The following is a 20,075-nucleotide window of genomic DNA, read 5'->3' on the forward strand; positions in this document are numbered from 1 at the left end:
CGATGATTCGTCATCATCAAGCTAGGTCGGCTATGTTACTCTAATCTATACTAAAGTCAACAGGTAATTTCGATATTTTTAAAACCTATCAATCACTCTAAGAATCCAACCTTTCTAGCCAAATCCTTGTTTCTCAACAAGTTTTTATCTGCATCACCGCCGATGGATGTGCATTCTACAGTATTCCAAAATCAATACAACCCCCTTTTTTCTTATTTCTTTTTGAACGATTGTTTTTCAGGCTAAATCTGCTTTTTTAGTGATAGATCGTATATTTTCCACACTAAATCAGCAGTTTTAGACTTTTTGGTCGCTCATCTTTTCAGCATTAAGCTGATGCTGAAAAGCCTATCGTTTGAGAAACTTGGTATTTCACAGCCATTTCAGCATTTAAATGCTGCAATATTTCATCGGCATGTTGAAATGGATGAAAACGGGCTTGTCGAATAATCACAGCAAAATCTCCTGCACATAGGCGGTTAAGCTGTTTTAGTTTGACTGAAATCTGCTGTTCATTCATTTCAATACTTAACTGCTGACATACTTGCTTAAATAGCTGCAAGCGTTGTATGTAAGTTAAATAGTCAAAATGGATTTTGAAATCAAAACGGCGCAAGGCAGCTTGATCAAGATCATCAAAACGATTGGTGGTGGTAATCACAATGCCATTAAAGCTTTCCATTTGTACGAGGAACTCATTGACCTGGGCAATTTCCCAAGACCGAACTGCATTACGGCGGTCTTGTAATAAGCTGTCCACTTCATCTAGCAGTAAGACTGCTTTTTGTTCCTCTGCCTCAGCAAACGCTTTTGCTAGATTTTGTTCCATTTCGCCAATATAAGGTGATTGTAGGTCTGAACCTCGCTTAATCAGTAAAGGTTGTCCAATATGATCCGCTAACCAACGAGCAAATGCCGTTTTCCCCGTACCTGATGCACCATATAAGCACAATCGCCCAAAGCCATGTTGTTTAATCCCTGCTGCAATCTGCATCATGTTGGCTTTGGTATTGATATATTCCAAATCATAGAATTTGGGTAAGCCAGTACTATCATATAATTTAATCCGATTGTGCCCCTGAGCAACTAACGTATTAGAAACAAGTTGCAGCATGGTATTTTGAATTTGCAGGCTTTGATTAGCACGTTTTGCTGTCTTAGCCACACGATAGGCACGGCGCAATAATGCTGGTGATAAATGAGCAGCATTTGCCAAAGCTTGCTGGTGCTGCTCACTGAGTTGGTCACCACAGTATTGCTCAATCATCTTCATTCTTTGTTGTTTCGGCGGAATCGTGACTTCAAGGATCAAATCAAAACGACGCAAGAATGCTGGGTCAATCTGATCAGAATTGGATACCCAAATCGCTGGGGTACGATTCTGTTCCAGTATGCGATTGACCCAAGCCTTTCGACTTTGTGCCGTACTTTTCATACCCGCGCCTTTTTCTGTGTCATTAAATACATCTTCAACTTCATCAAAAAGTAATAAAGCCGTCTGACCATCAAACACACTTTGCGCGGCACGATAGGCACATAATCGCCCTGTTGCAGTAATGGCATCACCATCCTCATCTTCACAAGCAATTTCAAACAGTTGTACCTGTAATGCCTCAGCCAGTACTTTGCACAACTGAGTCTTACCTGTGCCTGAGCTGCCATAGATAAAAATATTGACGCCCACTTGCGCCTGTTGTTTCACCTGTTGGAGATAAGCAAGCAGTAAATCCAGTTGTGATTGAAGATGAGGGTAATCTTCTAGTGTCAATTCAGCTGCTGCACTTTTATTAATTGTGCCTACAAATAAGTCCATCACATCATTGGCTTTGACCAATAATTTATCCACCAACTGAGCAGAAACCAAATCCAATTTACTGCGTAAATAACTGCTATATTCACGCTGTAAATGAATGAGTCCGCTTCGATGTAAGCACCCCTGTACTGCCAATGCCTGACGTACATCTTCATAAGGAATTGCCAAAATAATCGCTAAAGCTTTCATACTTTTTGCGGCAGTTAATGTACCCAAATGATCTGCAATATCATCGAGTAATTGTTCACTATGTACCAACACCACAAAACCGAGAATTAAACATTCAACTTCGTTTAAACCAAGCAATCGTTGCAACAGTTTCAGGTTATACGACAATTCCGCACTAAATTGAGCAGGATTTTGTACCTGTACAATTTCAGCCATCTGATGAAGTTGAGCTAATTCCTGATATGCTATTTGTGAATTAAATTGTTCACCCAATAAAGCTTCAGAAAAGCCTAAATGTTTAGCAATCCATTGATGACTAAAACAATTATCATTGATAAATTCTTTCGCACCACCAAGCTCAACCAAAATACGTAATGCCCATAATTTTGCTAAAGGGTGTACTTCAGTTAAATATCGGTCTTCCTCTTGCTGCATATTTTGCATAAAAGGGTTATTCATAAAATCATTCATATTATTTTGATATTATTTCTAAATGTCGTGCAGATTTAATCCTTGCCATTTTTATTTAAAGGCAATAATCATCTACAAGAACATATTCATTCTTGGGAAATAAGATTTAAATTTTTTACTTCAATTAAATCTGGATAATAGAAAATATTATCCTGTATTTAAATAAAGCCGATAAAGTAAGTTATTACACGCATGATTTCTCTCCCGAAGATGGCATACAGCCAAACATTCTTAAAACCAACAATCCATGATTGCTGTGTATTGGGTTAAATCAAGATATTATGGTCATCCTGCAACCAGTCATTGTTTTAGGGCAATCTTGTCAAAGGCAACGGTACAAGATCAATATTGAAGTGAGTGGAATTAAATAGAAGTCATTTTGGTTTTTAAGCGATTGACGCTTGATTTTGGCGTTATTCTAAAATGCTTATTATAAGTTCGCAAGAGTTTTTATTTATTATTAATAAAAATAATGCCCATTTTAACAAATGGGCATTATTTAAAGATCATTTAAAAATTAAATTAATCTGTAAATGTCACACGTGCAATCGCTTTTTTACCTGACTGGATAATGACAGTGACATTCTCTTTAACAGAGAAACTCATATCCACCACATTCCAATCTACTTTTACTGCACCACGACCGACAGCGTCTTTGGCTGCTGCTGCATTCGGGTTTAAACCTGCAACACGTAGAATCGTTGCAATAAACAACTCTCCACCAAACTCTCCACGAGAAATGGTGACTTCTGGTGTACCTTCTGGCACTTCGCCTTCTGTGACACGGTTACCCGCGCTCTTGTGTGCATTTTCCGCGGCTTCAGCATCGTGGAAACGTTCCACCAGCTCAAGTGCTAAAATACGTTTGATTTCTTGTGGATTGCGACCCGCAGCCATTTCATCAAGTAGGGCTTTGATTTCATCGAGTGATTTAAAGCTGAGTAAATCAAAATAACGTTCAATCAAGCTGTCTGGCATCGACAAGATTTTTTGGTACATCGCGCCAGGGGCATCAAACACACCAATATAGTTGCCTAAAGATTTAGACATTTTATTGACGCCATCCAAACCTTCAAGGATCGGCACAGTAATACAGACTTGTGATTCTTGACCATAACGACCTTGTAAGGTACGTCCCATGAGTAAGTTGAAGGTTTGGTCTGTACCACCTAACTCGACATCTGCCTCAAGCGCAATCGAGTCATAACCTTGTACCAATGGATATAAGAATTCATGAATTGCGATTGGCTGATGATTGCTATAACGCTTGGTAAAGTCATCACGTTCTAACATACGTGATACAGTTTGTTGACTTGCCAATTGAATTAAGTCAGCAGCAGATTTTTGATTAAACCATTCCGAGTTAAAACGGACTTTGGTCTTATTTGGATCTAAGATTTTAAATACTTGTTCTTGATAAGTCTTGGCATTGGCAAGCACTTGTTCTTTTGACAGAGGTGGACGTGTTGCGCTTTTACCTGTTGGGTCACCGATCATTGCGGTATAGTCACCAATCAAGAACGTAACTTCATGACCCAAGTCTTGAAAAGTTTTTAATTTATTAATCAGAACCGTATGCCCTAAGTGTAAATCAGGAGCCGTTGGGTCAAAGCCTGCTTTTACACGGAGTGGACGATTCTCTTTGAGTTTTTTCAATAAATCTTCGTTAGAGATAATCTCGTGCGTGCCTCGTTGAATGAGAGCAAGCTGTTCTTCGGCTGGCAAGAAATTTGACATCACAAAACCTAAACACATCAGTTATTCAATTTGTGCGATATACTAACATTTTTTCAGCATCTTGCAGGATAAGTTGTATATGAGCGCAATCTATATTGGTGTAATGACAGGCACGAGCATGGATGGTGTTGATATTGTTGCAACTTCATTTGATCCTTTAACCTTACATGCCACACTCACCGTACCTTTTGAACAAGATTTACGTGATGAGTTAATGGCGTTGACCCTTCCAGATGACAATGAAATTGATCGTATGGGCAAAGCCGATGTCGCTTTGGCACAAATGATTGGAAATGGGATCAATCTGCTGATTGAAAAGCATAATTTAGACCGAACTCAAATTAAAGCCATTGGTTCACATGGACAGACGATTCGTCATCGTCCAGAACATGGTTTTACCTTACAAATCGGCGACCCGAATATCATCACAGAAATTACACAACTACCTGTGGTCTCTGATTTCCGTCGTCGTGACATGGCAGCAGGTGGTCAAGGTGCACCTTTAGTTCCCGCCTTCCATCAAGCACTGTTTCAACATGACAATATCCATCGCGTGATTTTGAATTTGGGTGGGATTGCCAATGTCAGCATGTTGCCTGCAAATGACGTAGAAGGTGTGTATGGCTTTGATACAGGCCCTGCCAATATGCTCATGGATGCGTGGTGTCATCGTCATACAGGACACCCTTATGATGAAAATGGCGATTGGGCAGCCTACGGTCACCCGATTCGTTCTTTATTAGATCGTTTACATTCACATGAGTACTTTTCAAAAGAACCGCCAAAAAGTACAGGACGTGAAGACTTCCATATTGATTGGTTGGATGATCAACTGATCGATTGGCGTAATGATTTAACCTATGATGAACTCGAAGATACCCCTGAAAATATTCAAGCGACCTTACTCAAACTGACAGTAAGAGCGATTCAAAAAGCCGTCTATCGCTCTAGTATGGAAACAGGTGAACTCTATGTTTGTGGTGGTGGCGCTTATAATTCTTATCTACTAGAACAATTACGTTGGCGTTTGCGTAAACACAATTGGTCTGTACAAACCACGGATGCACTCGGTTTAGCACCGACATGGGTCGAAGCAACGGCGTTTGCTTGGCTTGCAATGCGTTTCGTTGAACAACTGAGTGGGAATTTACCAGCCGTCACAGGTGCAGTAGGTGATCGTATTCTTGGAACAGTCACTATCGTTTAATGCCAATAAAAAAAGCTTCTCAATTGGAGAAGCTTTTTTTGATATCAACAAATTTTTAAATCGAGAAAGATGACCCACAACCGCATGTGGTTGTTGCATTTGGGTTTTGAATAATAAAACGTGAGCCATCTAAGCCTTCTGTATAGTCGACAACTGAACCGACTAAATACTGATAGCTGAGTGAATCCACGAGCATTTTTACATCACCATTCATGAATTCAGCATCATCTTCATTGACGCTTTCTGCAAAGTTAAAACCATAAGAAAATCCTGAGCATCCACCACCTGTTACATAGACACGTAACATCAGATCGTTATTCCCTTCACTTTCGCGTAGTTGGCGAACTTTGTTGGCAGCATTATCTGACAATTCTAGAGCTTGGGCGTTCATGGTCGGTATTCCTCAGACTTCAATATGTCTTTCATAAATAAAAGACCTGATATTTAGTATAGCATACTCAATATCGGGTCTGTATTTGAAGTTTAAAGTACGATTACCGCATTTTTAGCAGATTATTTATAATTCTCTTCTTGTAATGCACATTCAAAATTCTTGGCATCTTCACGACAACGGAATTGCCATAACAATTTCATCATACGCTTGTCATAGATTCCTCTTGCGGTCAGGTTAATACGTGCTTCTCGCATAAGTTTTTGATAACCTGGTTTGTCAGAGGCAGGAACTTCCATCCAATATTTTTGCGGAATGTCAGCTTTCATTTTACCCAAGATACCAAAAGCACGTGGTAATTGAGCCTTCACCCATTCTCTTGATTTTTGACCAAAACCTGCTGGGAATTTATCCGGATGAATAATTAAATTACCTGTCACTTGCAAGATCGGGTAATTCACAATCGCACCTTTAGTACCCAGTCCTTTATGAAGCTCCAGCGGTTTAAATGCAGCCGCAGGTGCACCAATAATATCCACCTGACCATTATTAAACTTGGCACCAAAGTTAGTAATATCAGAATTTACAGCTTGTGCACCCACCTGTGAGGCCATAATTTTTTGCGCTTCATCATAGTCTAAAACGGCAATTTTTTTACCCGCAGCTTTAGCAACCGTATTGATATTACGGTCATTGACCAATAAATATGCATCACCAATAGGGATTACGCCGACAACTTCATATTTACCATTCACCATCGCTTTAGCAAAAGTTGGACTTGCCAAACCTTGCATCACTTTCACAGCAAGCTTAAGGTCTGTGATTGCACCAATCGCATCTAATGACCCTGTAAATTGGTTAAACTGGCGACCACGCATTCCTGTAATGCTCACGCCATCACATTTTCCTGCTTTAAAATCTTCTGCAATAACCGCTTCATTGGTTCCCACTTTGAGCTCAATATCAGCCCCCCAAGTTTTAGCAGCAAGCTGATAATCTTTCATTAATGCATAGACATCACCGCTTTTTCCAACAATGTCAAATACACAAATCGTTTGTTTTGCCTGTGCTCCAGCAGACACCGCAGCAATCCCTGTCGCAAGTAGTAAAGTTTTAGACCATTGCATGTTATTTTTTCCTTTGCATCTATACTGTTTGTTGTTGCATAACACTTCGTATATGAAAAGCAACATTCCATATTAATCGGGTGTTTAAATGAATATATGTTCAAATTCAGTGCTGTTTAATCGTCCTGATTAAAACATATTTTAAATCTTCACGATTTCATTTGGTTTTTTATATGTTGGTATGATTGCGATCTTTCTATATAAAGACAATGACTTAAATGACAAGCACTTAAAAACAAAAAGCCTAGAAAAATCTAGGCCTTAAGTTATATCTATAGCAATTGATGATTATTCACCAGGTAATGCACATTCAAAGTTCGCTTTGTCTACTGAACAACGTGCTTTTTTCAATACAGTCATCATACTTGCATCATAAATACCACGTTTAGTCATTTCCAAACGACCATCGCGCATTAATTTTTGATACTTCAACTTATCTTCAGGCGTTAAGTTCATTTTGTATTTCGCTGGAATTTCAGCTTCGTAACGTTTGATCATTGCAAAAGCTTTTGGAAGTTGCTTCACAAAATAATCACGAGATTTTTGACCAAAACCAGCTGGGAATTTCTCTGGACGTAAAACAAGATCCGCAGTCACTTGTAACACTGGGAAGTTAAACATCGCACCATTTGCACCTAAACCTTTGCTTAATTCTAATGGTTTATAAGCATAAGCAGGCGCACCAACCATGTCTACTTGACCATTGTTAAATTTCGCCGCGAAGTTTGAAATGTCAGAAAGTACAGCTTGAGCACCTACGCGTTGTACCATGATTTTTTGTGCATCATCATAACCCAATACTGCGAATTTTTTACCCGCTGCTTTTTCGATTGAGTTAATGCTCTTATCACGTACAAAGATATATGCTGCACCTAGTGGAGCAATACCACCAACTTCGTATTTATTACCACCAAGATTCGTGGTCATCTTTGCTGCATTACGCGCATCTAAAACATAAGTGATTGCACGTTGAGCAATTTCATTACTCGGTGCACCACCTAAAGAATCAATAGAACCCGCAAACTTGTTATATGGACGAGCACGCATTGCTGTCATTGCTACAGCAGCACATTTACCCGCTTTAAAGTTATTGTCCGCAACTTGCTCATCAGTAATCGCAAGAAGATTTACGTCAGCCCCCCAGCCTTTTGCTGCAAGTGCCCAATCCTGCATCATTTTGTATGATTCACCTGACTTTCCTAATAAGTCGAATACACACACATCAATTGCTGCTTGAGTAGAAGCAGATACGCTTAAGATCGAAGTTGCTGCAATGGCCAATGCAATTTTTTTCATATTTTTCATCCTTTCACAAACTTGAAGTTTGTCTCCTTGTTCGAAGCAAATATTAATCATGTTTTCCAAAAAAAAATAGAGCTCGTACTCTATTTTTATGTCAATACTGTTTGTTTTTTGTCCTGATTTATCTTATTCACATATTTTCATAAATTTATTGGTTTAATTCACTCACTTTTTACTGATTTATAAACCTAGAATTCCTGAGCAGCTTTTATTCGCCACTCAAAGAACATTCAAAGTTTGTACGTTCAACCGTACAACGTGCTCTTTTAAGCACATTCATCATGCTCGCATCATATACACCTTGTCTAGTGAGATTCATTCGACCATCACGCAACATCTTTTGGTAACGAATTTTGTCTTCATTGGATAATGTGATTCTTTTTGCACTCATACCCGCTTCTAAACGCTGTACCATTGCAAAGTTACTTGGCAATTTATTCACAAACCATTGTCTAGATTGGGATCCAAAATTCGCAGGGAATTTACTTGGACGAATCACCAAATCCCCTGTAATGTTGACAACAGGGAAATTAAATAATGCTCCATTCACTAAACCTTTACTAATTTCTAAAGGTTTATAAGCATAAGCAGGTGCAGCAATAACATCCACTTGACCACTGTTAAATTTCTTCACAAAATCTGAAATATCAGAGGGCACAGCAACAAGATCTATACTTTCAACAATCGTTCTTTGCGCTTGATCATAATGTAAATATGCAAATTTTTTGCCTTTGGCTTTTTCAATCGTATCTAAGTTTTTATCACGAACGAAAATGTAGGCTAAACCAACTTGAATAATACCAACAACTTCATATTTTTCACCATTGGTTGTTGCTGTTAAACGATGCTGATTTCGCTTATCAAGGACATACGTAATTGCTTTTTGCGCAATTGCATTACTGGTTACGGCACCCACTGCATCGACAGATCCTGCAAACTTATTATATTTACGAGCGCGCATCGAAGTCATATAAACGCCGTCACATTTGCCCGCATCAAAATCTCTTTCAGCTTTTTCTTCATCTTGATAAGGGATCAGTTCAATATCTCCTTGCCAAGTTTTAGACGCGAGTTTCCACTCTTCAACAAGTTTGTAAGATTCTCCAGCTTTGCCTAGTAAATCGAATACACAAATTTCTTGTTTTGCTTGTACAGAAGTGCTCATGACAAATAGAGTAGCTGCACCCAATGTCCAAATTCCTTTTTTCATCTTGTTTTCCCTTATTTGCTGTTCTTGCATATTTTTCCACCAAATTGAGTCAAATATAGTCAAATATAGTCAAATATAGTCAAATACTGCTTAAAAACCTAGTGATTTTATCGACATACGTCGGTTTTTTATAATTTTTTACATAATTCATCACATTTTCACAAATAACTTGATGAATATTTTGATGGAGTGATCATTTATTAAAAATAATCACTCTATTAAATTTATATAATAAAAATAACTTATTCACCGCCTAAAGAACATTCAAAACTTGTTCTTTCCACTGTACAACGAGCGCGCTTCAGTACACTCATCATAATCGGATCATAAACCCCTTGTTTAGTTAAACGAATACGACCATCTCTTAGAATCCTCTGATAACGAACTTCATCTTCTTTTGGAAGATTGAGTTTATATTTAGCAGGAATTCCATTTTCTAGACGTTTTACCATTGCAAAACTTCTTGGCAATTGACCAATAAACCACTCTCTTGATTGCAAACCAAAATTTGTAGGGAATTTCTCTGGGCGAATAATCAAGTCACCCGTAATATTGACCACGGGAAATGAGAACATAGCGCCACCTTTTGCAATACCACGTTCAATTTCAAGTGGTTTAAATGCATAGGCTGGTGAAGCAATCACGTCTACTTGATAACTATTGAATTTTTTAACGAAATCTGAAATTTCAGAAGGGACTGAAACCATTTCTAAGCTATCAACGATCTCTTTTTGTGCAATATCATAGTGTAAGTAAGCAAACTTTTTACCCTTTGCTTTTTCGATCGTATTTAAATTTCGATCGTGTACAAATACATATGCCAAACCAAATTGTAAGATACCTGCGACTTCGTAATTCTGATTATCAACATTCGCCAACAGACGGCGCTTATTTCGCTTGTCTAGAGCAAAACTAATCGCCTTTTGCGCAACATGATTACTTGTAACCCCGCCAATCGCATCAATCGATCCTGCAAAACGATTATATTTACGAGCACGCATTGAAGTCATATAAACCGCATCACATTTACCCGCCTCAAAATCATTTTGTGCTTTGGCTTCATCTTGATATGAGATCAAGCGAATATCTGCTTTCCATTCTTTTGCTGCAACAGCCCACTCTTCAGTAATTTTAAATGTCTCACCTGCTTTACCAAGTAAATCAAATACGCATACATTTTGTTTAGCCTGAACTTGGCTAGTTACACCCATACCCATGAATGCCAAACCAGCCAAAACAAACAACCCCTTTTTCATTTCATTTCCCTACAAAGAATCAAATTATCAAACACACAAACAAAAATTAAAAAACTATTCTCCACCCAAAGTACATTCAAAATTGGTACGCTCCACCGTACAACGTGCACGCTTCAAAACGCTCATCATACTGGCATCGTAAATGCCACGTTTAGTTAACCCAATCCGAGCTTCACGCAAAATCTGCTGATAACGTATTTTGTCTTCATTGTTCAGATTAATTTTGTATTTCGCTGGTAGTTCCGTCTCAATTTTTTGAATTAACGTAAAATTATTATTCAAACGATTCAAAAACCATGTTCTCGAATTTTGACCAAAGTTACTGGAAAATTTTTCTGGGCGAATGATCAAATCCATGGTCATATTGACTGCTGGAAAGGTAATAATTGCACCGTCATTTCCTAAACCTTTATATAATTCTAATGGCTTATAGGCATAAGCAGGTGCAGCCATAATATCGGCTTGGCCATTATTAAATTTTTTCGCAATGTCAGAAATATCAGAAAGTACAGCCTGTCCACCCAGACTTTTTACAACAATTTTTTGTGCTTCGTCATATGCGAGAACAGCGAATTTTTTACCTTTGATTTGCTCAATGGTATTCATCTTTTTATCTTTAACAAAAATATAAGCTAAACCGATTTGCGAAATCCCAACGACCTCATAAACCTGATGACCAACCGTACTGGTCAAACGGCGTTGATTACGTTGATCTAAGGCAAAACTAATTGCTTTTTGCGCAATCGCATAGCTGGGTACAGCACCAATAGCATCGACAGAACCTGCAAATTTATTATAACGACGCGCACGCATGGAGGTCATGTATACACCATCACATTTGCCTTGCTCAAAATCGTTCTCAGCTTGTGCTTCACTTTGATAACTCACTAAACGAACGTCAGCACGCCATGTTTTAGCAGTAAGTGCCCATTCTTCCATAACTTTATAGGCTTCACCTGATTTACCCAATAAGTCAAAAACACAAACGGTCGTTGAGGCATTCGCTTGGGTGTTTACACCCAAAAGTAACATTGCCCCTAATGCAAGAATTCCATTCTTCATTATTCATAATCCTGTTTCTATATTTCTAGTCTTGTTACTTATTTTTTCATATAAACTAAATAATAATCTGATTTGAATGACAAAAGTAGAGTTTTTACTCTATTTTTTATTGATTGAATAACTTAACTTGATCAGTTTGATCTGTAATATAAAAATTTGCATTCATGAGCGATCACCTTAAAATGCAGCTATCTCTTTGCGACCTTGCATACTCATGATTCAATTTGACCAAGTTTCTTTACGCCGTGGTGGGCGAGTCCTATTTCAAAAAGCCTCTATGCAGCTTCATCCAGGCTGGAAAATTGGTCTTACAGGGGTCAATGGTGCAGGTAAATCAACACTCTTTTCCGCTTTCTTGGGTGGCTTGGTTGCTGATGAAGGGAATCTAACCCGCCCTGCGGTATGGACTGTGGCACACATGGCACAAGAAATCAAAGCCTTGGAAATGCCAGCAATTGATTTTGTTTTATCAGGCGATGAAGAGTATTGGGACATTCAAGAAAAATTAGCCCACCCAGATCAGCTAAGTAATGATGATTTGGCTAGATTGCATGGTCGCTTTGATGAAATCCACGGCTATGCTGCACCCGCAAAAGCCGCCCAACTAATGGCAGGTTTAGGCTTTCTTGATTATCAAATCCGTTTAAATGTCGCAAGCTTCTCAGGTGGTTGGCGAATGCGTTTAAACTTAGCACGTACCTTGATGAGTCGTTCAGATCTCCTATTACTGGATGAACCGACTAACCATTTGGATTTAGATGCGATCTTATGGTTAGAAGATTGGCTCAAAGCCTATGAAGGAACCTTAGTCCTCATTTCGCATGATCGTGACTTTTTAGATGCGATTACCGACCATATTCTACATATCGAAAATCAAGAATTAACCTTATATACAGGGAACTACTCGACCTTTGAAACCACTCGTGCAGAACGTTTGGCACAACAACAACAAGCTTATGAAAAGCAACTTGAAACACGCGCACATATTCAAAAATATATTGACCGCTTTAAAGCCCAAGCCACCAAAGCACGCCAAGCACAAAGCCGTATTAAACAGCTTGAACGGATGCAGCAGCTTGCACCTGCCCATGTCGACACCCCGTTTACCTTTAGTTTTCGTGAACCCACTAAAATGAGTTCACCACTCCTCAGTCTAGATGCAGCCACGATTGGTTATGGTGACAAAATAATTGCAGAAAAGATTCGCCTGCAAATCACACCAAGTTCGCGTATTGGCTTATTAGGGATGAATGGCGCAGGTAAATCTACGCTCATCAAAACTTTGGTTGGGGATTTACCTCTGCTCGCAGGTGAACGAAAAGCCTCTGAACTATTAAATATTGGCTACTTTGCTCAACATCAAATGGATGCCTTAGATGCCAATGCAAGCCCTATGCTACAGTTGGCTCGCATAGCAGATAGAAAAATTAGTGAAGCCACTTTACGGTCATTTTTAGGTGGTTTTGGTTTTAGTGGCGAACGCATGGATACACCGTGTGAAAGTTTTTCAGGTGGTGAACGTGCCCGTTTAGCTTTAGCCCTCATCGTGTGGCAACGTCCCAATGTACTCATTCTAGATGAACCCACCAACCATTTAGACTTAGATATGCGCCATGCGCTCAGTATGGCACTGCAAGACTTTGATGGTGCTGTGGTATTGGTTTCACACGAACGCCAATTGATTGCCAGTGTCTGTGATGACTTACTTTTGGTTCATGCAGGTCAATGCTCTGAATTTGAGGGTGATTTACAAGACTATGCGAAATGGTTACGTGAAGCACGCCAACAACAAATCAATGCACAAAATACACAACAGCAGCAAACAGCAAACCCTCAAACCTCGACAACAAAAGTAGACAAAGAAGCACAACGTAAAGAAGCAGCACGTCGCCGTGAGTTAACCCGACCAATCCGTAAAAACATTGAGAAAGTTGAAGCGCAAATTGAGAAAGTTCAGCCTCGCTTAGCCACTATTGAACATGCTTTGGCAGACAGTGCTTTATACGAAGCCAATCAAAAAGATAATCTAATGAAACTCATGGATGAACAAAATGAGCTTAAAGTAAAGTTAGAACAGCATGAAGAGCAATTATTAGAACTCATGATGGAACTCGAAGAGCTAGAAAGTTCTTTTGAGGTCTGAAAAGCAATGCCTAATTCTCTCTCGATGATGAATTAGGCATTATCTAATCACAGAGGAAAAGGTTGTCTTACAGTTTTCTAGGATACTAAAAAATACTAAGAATCCTGCTAAAAATGTCATGATTCTGCCAATCATTTCAGATAAGGTTAAAATTGGAATTTTCTCATAAAATTGAGCTTTAGGTTCAGGCTAGATATACTCAACTCCATCATTTTAAAGTTATTACTTTTAAATGAGTGCTGAGAACTAGCTTCATTTTATATTTTTGTACTTCAATTTGGTGAGTACTCTATTTTGGGATCATACAAACTGAATGAATTCGTTAGATTTTATTTTTAATTTTGAACATGTCCTTCCCATCCTGGTTCAAGAATATGGCTTATGGATTTATGTGATCCTCTTCTTGATTATTTTTTCAGAAACCGCCTTTGTTTTTATGTTTTTTCTACCAGGTGATAGTCTTCTACTCACCGTTGGTGCTCTATGTGCTGTAATCGAGATTATGCATCTAGGCTATATCATCAGCTTACTTTTTATGGCTGCTGCTTTAGGCTATATGGTGAATTATCATATCGGTCGTCATTTTGGTGATCGTATTTTTAAGATGGAATCTCGATTTATCAAACAAGAATATCTAAAGAAAACCAACACATTTTTCTTAAAACATGGCGGGAAAACCATTTTGTTGGCCCGATTCATTCCATTTGCTCGCTCATTTGCCCCCTTAGCAGCAGGCTCGAGTAATATGAATTATACGCATTTTGTGATTTATAATATTTTGGGTGCACTATTGTGGATTAGTGTGTTAGTTACTGCAGGCTATTTATTTGGACATGCACTGATCCAAGTCGGCGATTTAGTCGATAAATAAAAAACCAGTGATGTTCCACGTGAAACAAAACATTTAGAAAAAAAACAAGGCGATGGGCTGCGACCCATCGCCTTATTCATGACGCATCATCATGTATCTAAACAATAAATTTACTTAAATTTCTTATGATTTTCATCCCGAATTGTAAGTAAATTCTTTGCTTCAATTTTTGCTTGATCTAGCTGATTTGCTTGAACAAGTGTTGCTGTTTTATCAATTTCTGCAATTAAAGCATCTAAACCAGCCTGATACCCAACGACCTGAACATCATCTTTTGCTAAAGATTTAAGCTTGTTTGGAACAGACTGTTTAGCATCATTGGCTGCAAACTTCATTGCATCCAATGACTTTAAGGCATCTGATATATTTTCAGCTTTATTGAAGGCTTTATAGTTTTTAGCTAAAGCCCACATATCTGTGTCCAAATCAGCTGCTATCGTATTTTGACTCAGGATAGCAGCAGCACTGATCAGCAAACTAATTATCAATTTTTTCATTTATTCCATCCCTAGAAATTAATGCTCAATCTTAATTAAGCATCAATATCTGCATTCAATGCATTTTCTTCAATGAATGCACGACGTGGCTCGACATCATCACCCATTAAGCATGAGAACATGCGGTCTGCTTCAATCGCATCATCAATAGTCACTTGCAACATATTACGATTTTCAGGATCCATTGTGGTTTCCCAAAGCTGCTCAGCATTCATCTCACCCAAACCTTTATAGCGTTGGATCATCATGCCACGACGAGAGTCTTGTAAAATATGCTGCCACACTTGATGGAAATTACTCACCTGAATACGACGATCACCTTTCTGTAAGTATGCCCCTTCTTCAAGCAACTTGAACCAGCTTTTCGAGTTTTTCAGCAAGCGTGCATATTCAGCAGAGTTTAATAAACCTGCATCTAATAAATAAGCGTGCGGTAAATTATGCACATAAACGGTGACACGCGGCCAATAATGCGCTGATTTTTCACCTTGCGCATTTTCACGTTCAAATGTTTCTAAGCTAATTTCGGGACGCAAACTTGGTTGTAACTTTTCAATTGCAACACGTAATTGCTCTGCCCATGTTTCAACATAGTCACGCTCATGGTTATGATCAGCTTTGAATGCTTCTAATTCAAGCAAACCATCCAATAAACTTGCAGGATAGCGTTGTGTTAAACGTTGTAAGCTTTTTTGTGACACTTGATAATCAGCAATTACACTTGCTATTGCTGCACCAGTAATCGCAGGTGCTTCAGCACTAATATGCAAAGCAAGTTCATCAATGGCATTGGAAATCAGGAAATTTTCCAACGCATCATTATCTTTGATGTACTGCTCATGTTTACCTTTTTTCAACTTGTACAATGGTGGTTGTGCAATATAAATATAGCCACGCTCGACTAACTCAGGCATTTGGCGGAAGAAGAAGGTCAATAACAAAGTACGAATATGTGAACCATCCACGTCCGCATCGGTCATGATAATGATTTTATGATAACGTAATTTGTCAGGATTATATTCCTCACGACCAATACCACAGCCCAAAGCAGTAATTAAGGTACCGACTTCTTGGCTTGAGATCATCTTGTCAAAACGCGCACGCTCAACGTTTAGGATTTTACCTTTCAATGGTAAAATTGCCTGCATTTTACGGTTACGCCCTTGTTTCGCACTACCACCCGCAGAGTCACCCTCGACTAGATACAGTTCAGATAATGCAGGATCTTTTTCCTGACAGTCTGCCAATTTACCCGGTAAACCTGCGATGTCTAATGCACTTTTACGACGTGTCATTTCACGTGCTTTACGTGCCGCATCACGCGCACGTGCTGCATCAATGATCTTGCCTGCAATTGATTTAGCAGCTTGCGGATTTTCGAGCAAATAAGCAGAAAACTCTTTGTTCATTGCCTGCTCTACCGCAGGTTTAACTTCACTTGAAACTAGCTTTTCTTTGGTTTGCGATGAGAATTTTGGATCTGGCACTTTCACTGAAATAATCGCAGTTAAGCCTTCACGCGCATCATCACCTGTAACTGCGACTTTTTCTTTTTTCAGTAGGTTTTCATTTTCCATGTAGCTATTTAAACCACGTGTTAACGCTGCACGGAAACCAGCAAGGTGTGTACCACCATCTTTTTGTGGAATATTGTTGGTAAAACAGCGAACATTTTCTTGGTAGCTATCATTCCATTGCAAAGCAACTTCAACTCCAATACCATTTTCAGTATCGGCAGTGAAATGAAAAATATCATTTAGATGCGTTTTGCCTTCGTTAATATATTTAACAAACTCGGATAAACCACCTTCATAATCATAAATATGCTCAAAATTGACACGCTCATCACGTAATACAATACGTACACCGGCATTCAAGAATGAAAGCTCTCTTAAGCGACGTGCAAGAATATCAACACTGAAAATAGTTTGGCTGAAAGTCAACTCACTTGGCCAGAAACGTACCACTGTACCTGTGCGGTCTGTTTCACCAACAACTTTCAAAGGATATTGCGGATCACCATGTTGGTATTCTTGCTCATGCATTTGACCAGCACGATAAATCGTCAATTGTAATTTTTTTGACAACGCATTTACAACGGAAACACCTACGCCGTGTAAACCACCGGAGACTTTATAACTATTGTCATCAAACTTACCACCCGCATGCAGGATGGTTAAAATCACTTCTGCCGCAGACACCCCTTCTTCAGGGTGAATATCCGTTGGAATACCACGACCGTTATCTGAAACGCTGACTGATTCATCTTCGTGAATCGTCACTAAGATTTCATCACAATGACCTGCTAAGGCTTCATCGATGGCATTATCCACCACCTCAAATACCATGTGATGTAAACCTGTACCATCATCAGTGTCACCGATATACATCCCAGGACGTTTACGAACCGCATCTAATCCACGTAATACTTTGATACTAGAGGAATCATAAGCCTTTTCATTTGTTTGTTCTGTTTGAGAGACTGATTGAGACTCTGAACTCATGGTTACTCCCTAGTAAATATTGATCTATCCAAAAATGAGGAAATAAAATTATGGTGCAGCAAGACTGACTTGACCGTGAACAACATGGAACAATTGAAAAGGAATCGATAAATCATGTAAGTGTTTTAATACCGACGTATGGTCTAAGGTTGTCATAAAAACTTGACTTCCTAATTGACTCAGCCGCTCAATTAAACGTTGTTGTGCAGCTAGATCTAATTCTGCTGTCAGATCATCTAATAATACCACAGTTTCCTTGTTACTCGCATGCAGCATTGCAATTTGTGACAGTTTTAATGCCATGATTAACAACTTTTTTTGTCCGCGAGACAACACATCATCCGCATTGCCAAAAGGTGTTTTTAAACGTAAATCTGCCCGATGTGGCCCATACTCGGTATAACGTCGATCTAGGTCTTTTTGATGCTGCTGTACTAAATTTTGAAATAAACCTTGCTCGGTATGAAAACCCGGACAGTATTCCAGTTCAATTTCAAGGTTTGGCAATAATTTTTGTAAATCTTCAAGAAAAAACTGGTTCCATTGCTCAACAATCCCCACGCGTTGTGAGTGCAAAATTTCACCATAATCACTCAACATCTTGTTCCACGGCTCTAAATCAACCAAAGTTAGGTTACGTCGTGTTTTCAATAAACTATTACGCTGTTTTAATGCACGCGAATAATATTGCCATGCAAAATAAAACTCAGGTTCCACGTGAAACATCAACCAATCGAGCAACTGTCTCCGAGGTTTAGCGCCATGGTCAATAATATCGGTACTTTGTGGATCAATGTGCTGTAATGGCAATAGTTTTGCCAATTGCCCTTGTGTCGCAATCGTGTCGCCATTGACCTTAATCAGTTGCTCACCTGATATCAGTTTTTGCATACCAATACGTTCATGTGTGGATTGTGCAAATACAATCGCATCACTCGCCTCGTACTGAATATAATGTTTTGGAATATGAGTGCGAAATGATCGCCCTGTTGCTAACAAATGAATGGCTTCTAAAATCGACGTTTTACCAGAACCATTTGCCCCATAAAAAATATTAAACGGTTGCAACTCACTGAGTGCAACCGTTTGTAAGTTACGTACACGCTCGATATTTAAACGCGTAATTTGCATCATTGAAAGCCCGAATTAAACTCGCATCGGCATGACCACATAGGTTTGATCTGGATGCTCAGGGTCTTGCACAAGAACAGACTGGTTTGCTTCAGACATACTCATTTTTACATCATCACCATCAAGCACCCCCAAGACTTCAAGGATATATTGCGCATTAAATGACATCTCTAATGGCGCATCTTGATATTGAATCGCAATATCTTCAACGGCTTCATCTTGCTCAGGGTTATTCGCACGCAATTGCAATGAATCTTGGTTAAAATTCAAAAATACACCACGTAATTTCTCATTACTCAAAATTGCCACACGTTGCAAAGATTGTTTAAATACATCATGTGCAATCAAGACGTGTTTATCGCCACCTTTTGGAATAACACGGCGATAGTCTGGGAATTTCCCATCAATTAATTTAGTGGTAAAGCGAACGGTAATATCACCTTGCTCTTTGTCACGGCTTGGCGTATTGATCGTCACGTTTAACAATTCACGACCAATCAACAAGGTCAATTGTTCATCTTCAATACTGAGTAAACGCTGTAATTCACCTACTGCTTTACGAGGAACAATCGCTTGAATTGCCCCAGAAGCTGTTGATGAAGCCGATACTTCACATAAAGCCAAACGATGACCATCTGTTGTGACTGTACGTAATTGATTTTGATCAATTTCAAGTAAAGTACCTGTTAAATAAAAACGTACGTCTTGCACTGCCATTGCAAAGGCTGTTTTTTCAAATAAACGTTTCAATTCACGTTGCGTGACTTGAACTTGCGTACCTTGACTATTTTCAGTAGTTAATAAAGGATAATCTTCAGCAGGCAGCGTGCCTAAGACAAAACGGCTATTGCCTGATTTTAAAATACAGCGCTGATCTTCTGTAATTTGTAAATCAATAAGTGCAGCCGTTGGAAGAGATTTACAAATCTCGACGAGTTTTCGTGCAGGAACTGTGGTTTCACCTGCTTGCAAACAAGCCCCTTCGATTAGAGTTGTGCTTGCAACCAATTCGACTTCTAAATCTGAACCTGTAATGGTGAGAGCTTGTTGAGTGGTTTGAATTTTAACATTTGAAAGAATATTCAAAGTATGACGGCGCTCAACAGCCCCCACGACATGTGATAAAACATTGAGTAAACTTTCTTTAGCGATTTTCAAACGCACGATTTATTCCTCTTAACAACA

At 38.9% G+C, this 20,075-nt stretch carries 15 protein-coding genes; 3 read left to right on the plus strand and 12 right to left on the minus strand.

What is annotated here, in order from left to right; translation table 11 throughout:
• Positions 1-328: 328 nt before the first annotated feature.
• Positions 329-2,452 (minus strand): ATP-binding protein, encoded by a 2,124-nt coding sequence (locus MMP60_RS15350; protein WP_347005394.1) that lies wholly within the window; start codon positions 2,450-2,452, stop codon positions 329-331.
• A 522-nt stretch (positions 2,453-2,974) separates the two neighbouring features.
• On the minus strand, positions 2,975-4,207 hold the full coding sequence (tyrS, locus tag MMP60_RS15355) for a tyrosine--tRNA ligase (protein WP_018679882.1): 1,233 nt from the start codon (positions 4,205-4,207) through the stop codon (positions 2,975-2,977).
• A gap of 61 nt (positions 4,208-4,268) precedes the next feature.
• Between tyrS and MMP60_RS15360 the strand changes: the two genes are divergently transcribed.
• Positions 4,269-5,396, plus strand: a complete 1,128-nt coding sequence (locus tag MMP60_RS15360) for an anhydro-N-acetylmuramic acid kinase (RefSeq protein WP_241337208.1) — start codon at positions 4,269-4,271, stop codon at positions 5,394-5,396.
• Positions 5,397-5,451: 55 nt separating this feature from the next.
• Here the strand turns inward: MMP60_RS15360 and erpA are convergent, their stop codons facing one another.
• From erpA to MMP60_RS15390, 6 genes are all read right to left on the minus strand, one after another.
• A complete protein-coding gene (erpA, locus tag MMP60_RS15365; RefSeq protein ID WP_018679880.1) occupies positions 5,452-5,787 on the minus strand; it encodes an iron-sulfur cluster insertion protein ErpA in 336 nt (111 codons plus the stop codon).
• A 122-nt stretch (positions 5,788-5,909) separates the two neighbouring features.
• On the minus strand, positions 5,910-6,914 hold the full coding sequence (locus MMP60_RS15370) for a putative solute-binding protein (protein WP_241337209.1): 1,005 nt from the start codon (positions 6,912-6,914) through the stop codon (positions 5,910-5,912).
• A gap of 288 nt (positions 6,915-7,202) precedes the next feature.
• Positions 7,203-8,210, minus strand: coding sequence for a putative solute-binding protein (locus MMP60_RS15375; RefSeq protein WP_241337210.1), 1,008 nt, complete (start codon positions 8,208-8,210; stop codon positions 7,203-7,205).
• A 214-nt stretch (positions 8,211-8,424) separates the two neighbouring features.
• Positions 8,425-9,426 carry a putative solute-binding protein gene (locus MMP60_RS15380; protein ID WP_241337211.1) on the minus strand — a complete coding sequence of 334 codons (1,002 nt, stop codon included), beginning with the start codon at positions 9,424-9,426 and terminating at the stop codon, positions 8,425-8,427.
• Positions 9,427-9,668: 242 nt separating this feature from the next.
• Entirely contained in the window at positions 9,669-10,682 is a 1,014-nt protein-coding gene (locus tag MMP60_RS15385; protein WP_241337212.1) for a putative solute-binding protein, read from the minus strand.
• 54 nt (positions 10,683-10,736) lie between these two features.
• Positions 10,737-11,744, minus strand: a complete 1,008-nt coding sequence (locus MMP60_RS15390; protein WP_241337213.1) for a putative solute-binding protein — start codon at positions 11,742-11,744, stop codon at positions 10,737-10,739.
• A 214-nt stretch (positions 11,745-11,958) separates the two neighbouring features.
• On the opposite strand from MMP60_RS15390, the gene MMP60_RS15395 reads away from it, so the two are divergent.
• Together MMP60_RS15395 and MMP60_RS15400 are read left to right on the plus strand one after the other, a co-directional pair.
• The gene (locus tag MMP60_RS15395) at positions 11,959-13,887 is read left to right on the plus strand and encodes an ATP-binding cassette domain-containing protein (protein ID WP_241337214.1); all 1,929 of its coding nucleotides are present in this window, start codon (positions 11,959-11,961) and stop codon (positions 13,885-13,887) included.
• Positions 13,888-14,200: 313 nt separating this feature from the next.
• Positions 14,201-14,758 (plus strand): VTT domain-containing protein, encoded by a 558-nt coding sequence (locus MMP60_RS15400; protein ID WP_241337215.1) that lies wholly within the window; start codon positions 14,201-14,203, stop codon positions 14,756-14,758.
• 110 nt (positions 14,759-14,868) lie between these two features.
• On the opposite strand, the gene cybC is transcribed toward MMP60_RS15400, so the two are convergent.
• The 4 genes from cybC to dnaN are packed head-to-tail and all read right to left on the minus strand — an operon-like array spanning position 14,869 to position 20,054.
• Positions 14,869-15,255 carry a cytochrome b562 gene (gene cybC / locus MMP60_RS15405; protein ID WP_241337216.1) on the minus strand — a complete coding sequence of 129 codons (387 nt, stop codon included), beginning with the start codon at positions 15,253-15,255 and terminating at the stop codon, positions 14,869-14,871.
• Between the two features lie 35 nt (positions 15,256-15,290).
• Positions 15,291-17,759 (minus strand): DNA topoisomerase (ATP-hydrolyzing) subunit B, encoded by a 2,469-nt coding sequence (gene gyrB / locus MMP60_RS15410; protein WP_241337217.1) that lies wholly within the window; start codon positions 17,757-17,759, stop codon positions 15,291-15,293.
• A 48-nt stretch (positions 17,760-17,807) separates the two neighbouring features.
• Positions 17,808-18,890, minus strand: a complete 1,083-nt coding sequence (gene recF, locus MMP60_RS15415; RefSeq protein WP_241337254.1) for a DNA replication/repair protein RecF — start codon at positions 18,888-18,890, stop codon at positions 17,808-17,810.
• Positions 18,891-18,905: 15 nt separating this feature from the next.
• Positions 18,906-20,054, minus strand: coding sequence for a DNA polymerase III subunit beta (gene dnaN, locus MMP60_RS15420; RefSeq protein ID WP_241337218.1), 1,149 nt, complete (start codon positions 20,052-20,054; stop codon positions 18,906-18,908).
• Between the last annotated feature and the right edge of the window lie 21 nt (positions 20,055-20,075).

This window comes from Acinetobacter sp. ANC 4805 (assembly GCF_022549495.1).
Taxonomy (GTDB): Bacteria; Pseudomonadota; Gammaproteobacteria; order Pseudomonadales; family Moraxellaceae; genus Acinetobacter.

What these genes read in the sequence shown, in the direction of transcription:
- tyrS (WP_018679882.1), bottom strand. Translation starts at nt 4,207, where the DNA reads ATGTGTTTAGGTTTTGTGATGTCAAATTTCTTGCCAGCCGAAGAACAG.
- MMP60_RS15360 (WP_241337208.1), top strand. Translation starts at nt 4,269, where the DNA reads ATGAGCGCAATCTATATTGGTGTAATGACAGGCACGAGCATGGATGGT.
- MMP60_RS15350 (WP_347005394.1), bottom strand. Translation starts at nt 2,452, where the DNA reads ATGAATGATTTTATGAATAACCCTTTTATGCAAAATATGCAGCAAGAG.
- MMP60_RS15390 (WP_241337213.1), bottom strand. Translation starts at nt 11,744, where the DNA reads ATGAAGAATGGAATTCTTGCATTAGGGGCAATGTTACTTTTGGGTGTA.
- MMP60_RS15375 (WP_241337210.1), bottom strand. Translation starts at nt 8,210, where the DNA reads ATGAAAAAAATTGCATTGGCCATTGCAGCAACTTCGATCTTAAGCGTA.
- MMP60_RS15370 (WP_241337209.1), bottom strand. Translation starts at nt 6,914, where the DNA reads ATGCAATGGTCTAAAACTTTACTACTTGCGACAGGGATTGCTGCGGTG.
- MMP60_RS15380 (WP_241337211.1), bottom strand. Translation starts at nt 9,426, where the DNA reads ATGAAAAAAGGAATTTGGACATTGGGTGCAGCTACTCTATTTGTCATG.
- erpA (WP_018679880.1), bottom strand. Translation starts at nt 5,787, where the DNA reads ATGAACGCCCAAGCTCTAGAATTGTCAGATAATGCTGCCAACAAAGTT.
- cybC (WP_241337216.1), bottom strand. Translation starts at nt 15,255, where the DNA reads ATGAAAAAATTGATAATTAGTTTGCTGATCAGTGCTGCTGCTATCCTG.
- gyrB (WP_241337217.1), bottom strand. Translation starts at nt 17,759, where the DNA reads ATGAGTTCAGAGTCTCAATCAGTCTCTCAAACAGAACAAACAAATGAA.
- MMP60_RS15385 (WP_241337212.1), bottom strand. Translation starts at nt 10,682, where the DNA reads ATGAAAAAGGGGTTGTTTGTTTTGGCTGGTTTGGCATTCATGGGTATG.
- recF (WP_241337254.1), bottom strand. Translation starts at nt 18,890, where the DNA reads ATGCAAATTACGCGTTTAAATATCGAGCGTGTACGTAACTTACAAACG.
- MMP60_RS15400 (WP_241337215.1), top strand. Translation starts at nt 14,201, where the DNA reads ATGAATTCGTTAGATTTTATTTTTAATTTTGAACATGTCCTTCCCATC.
- MMP60_RS15395 (WP_241337214.1), top strand. Translation starts at nt 11,959, where the DNA reads ATGATTCAATTTGACCAAGTTTCTTTACGCCGTGGTGGGCGAGTCCTA.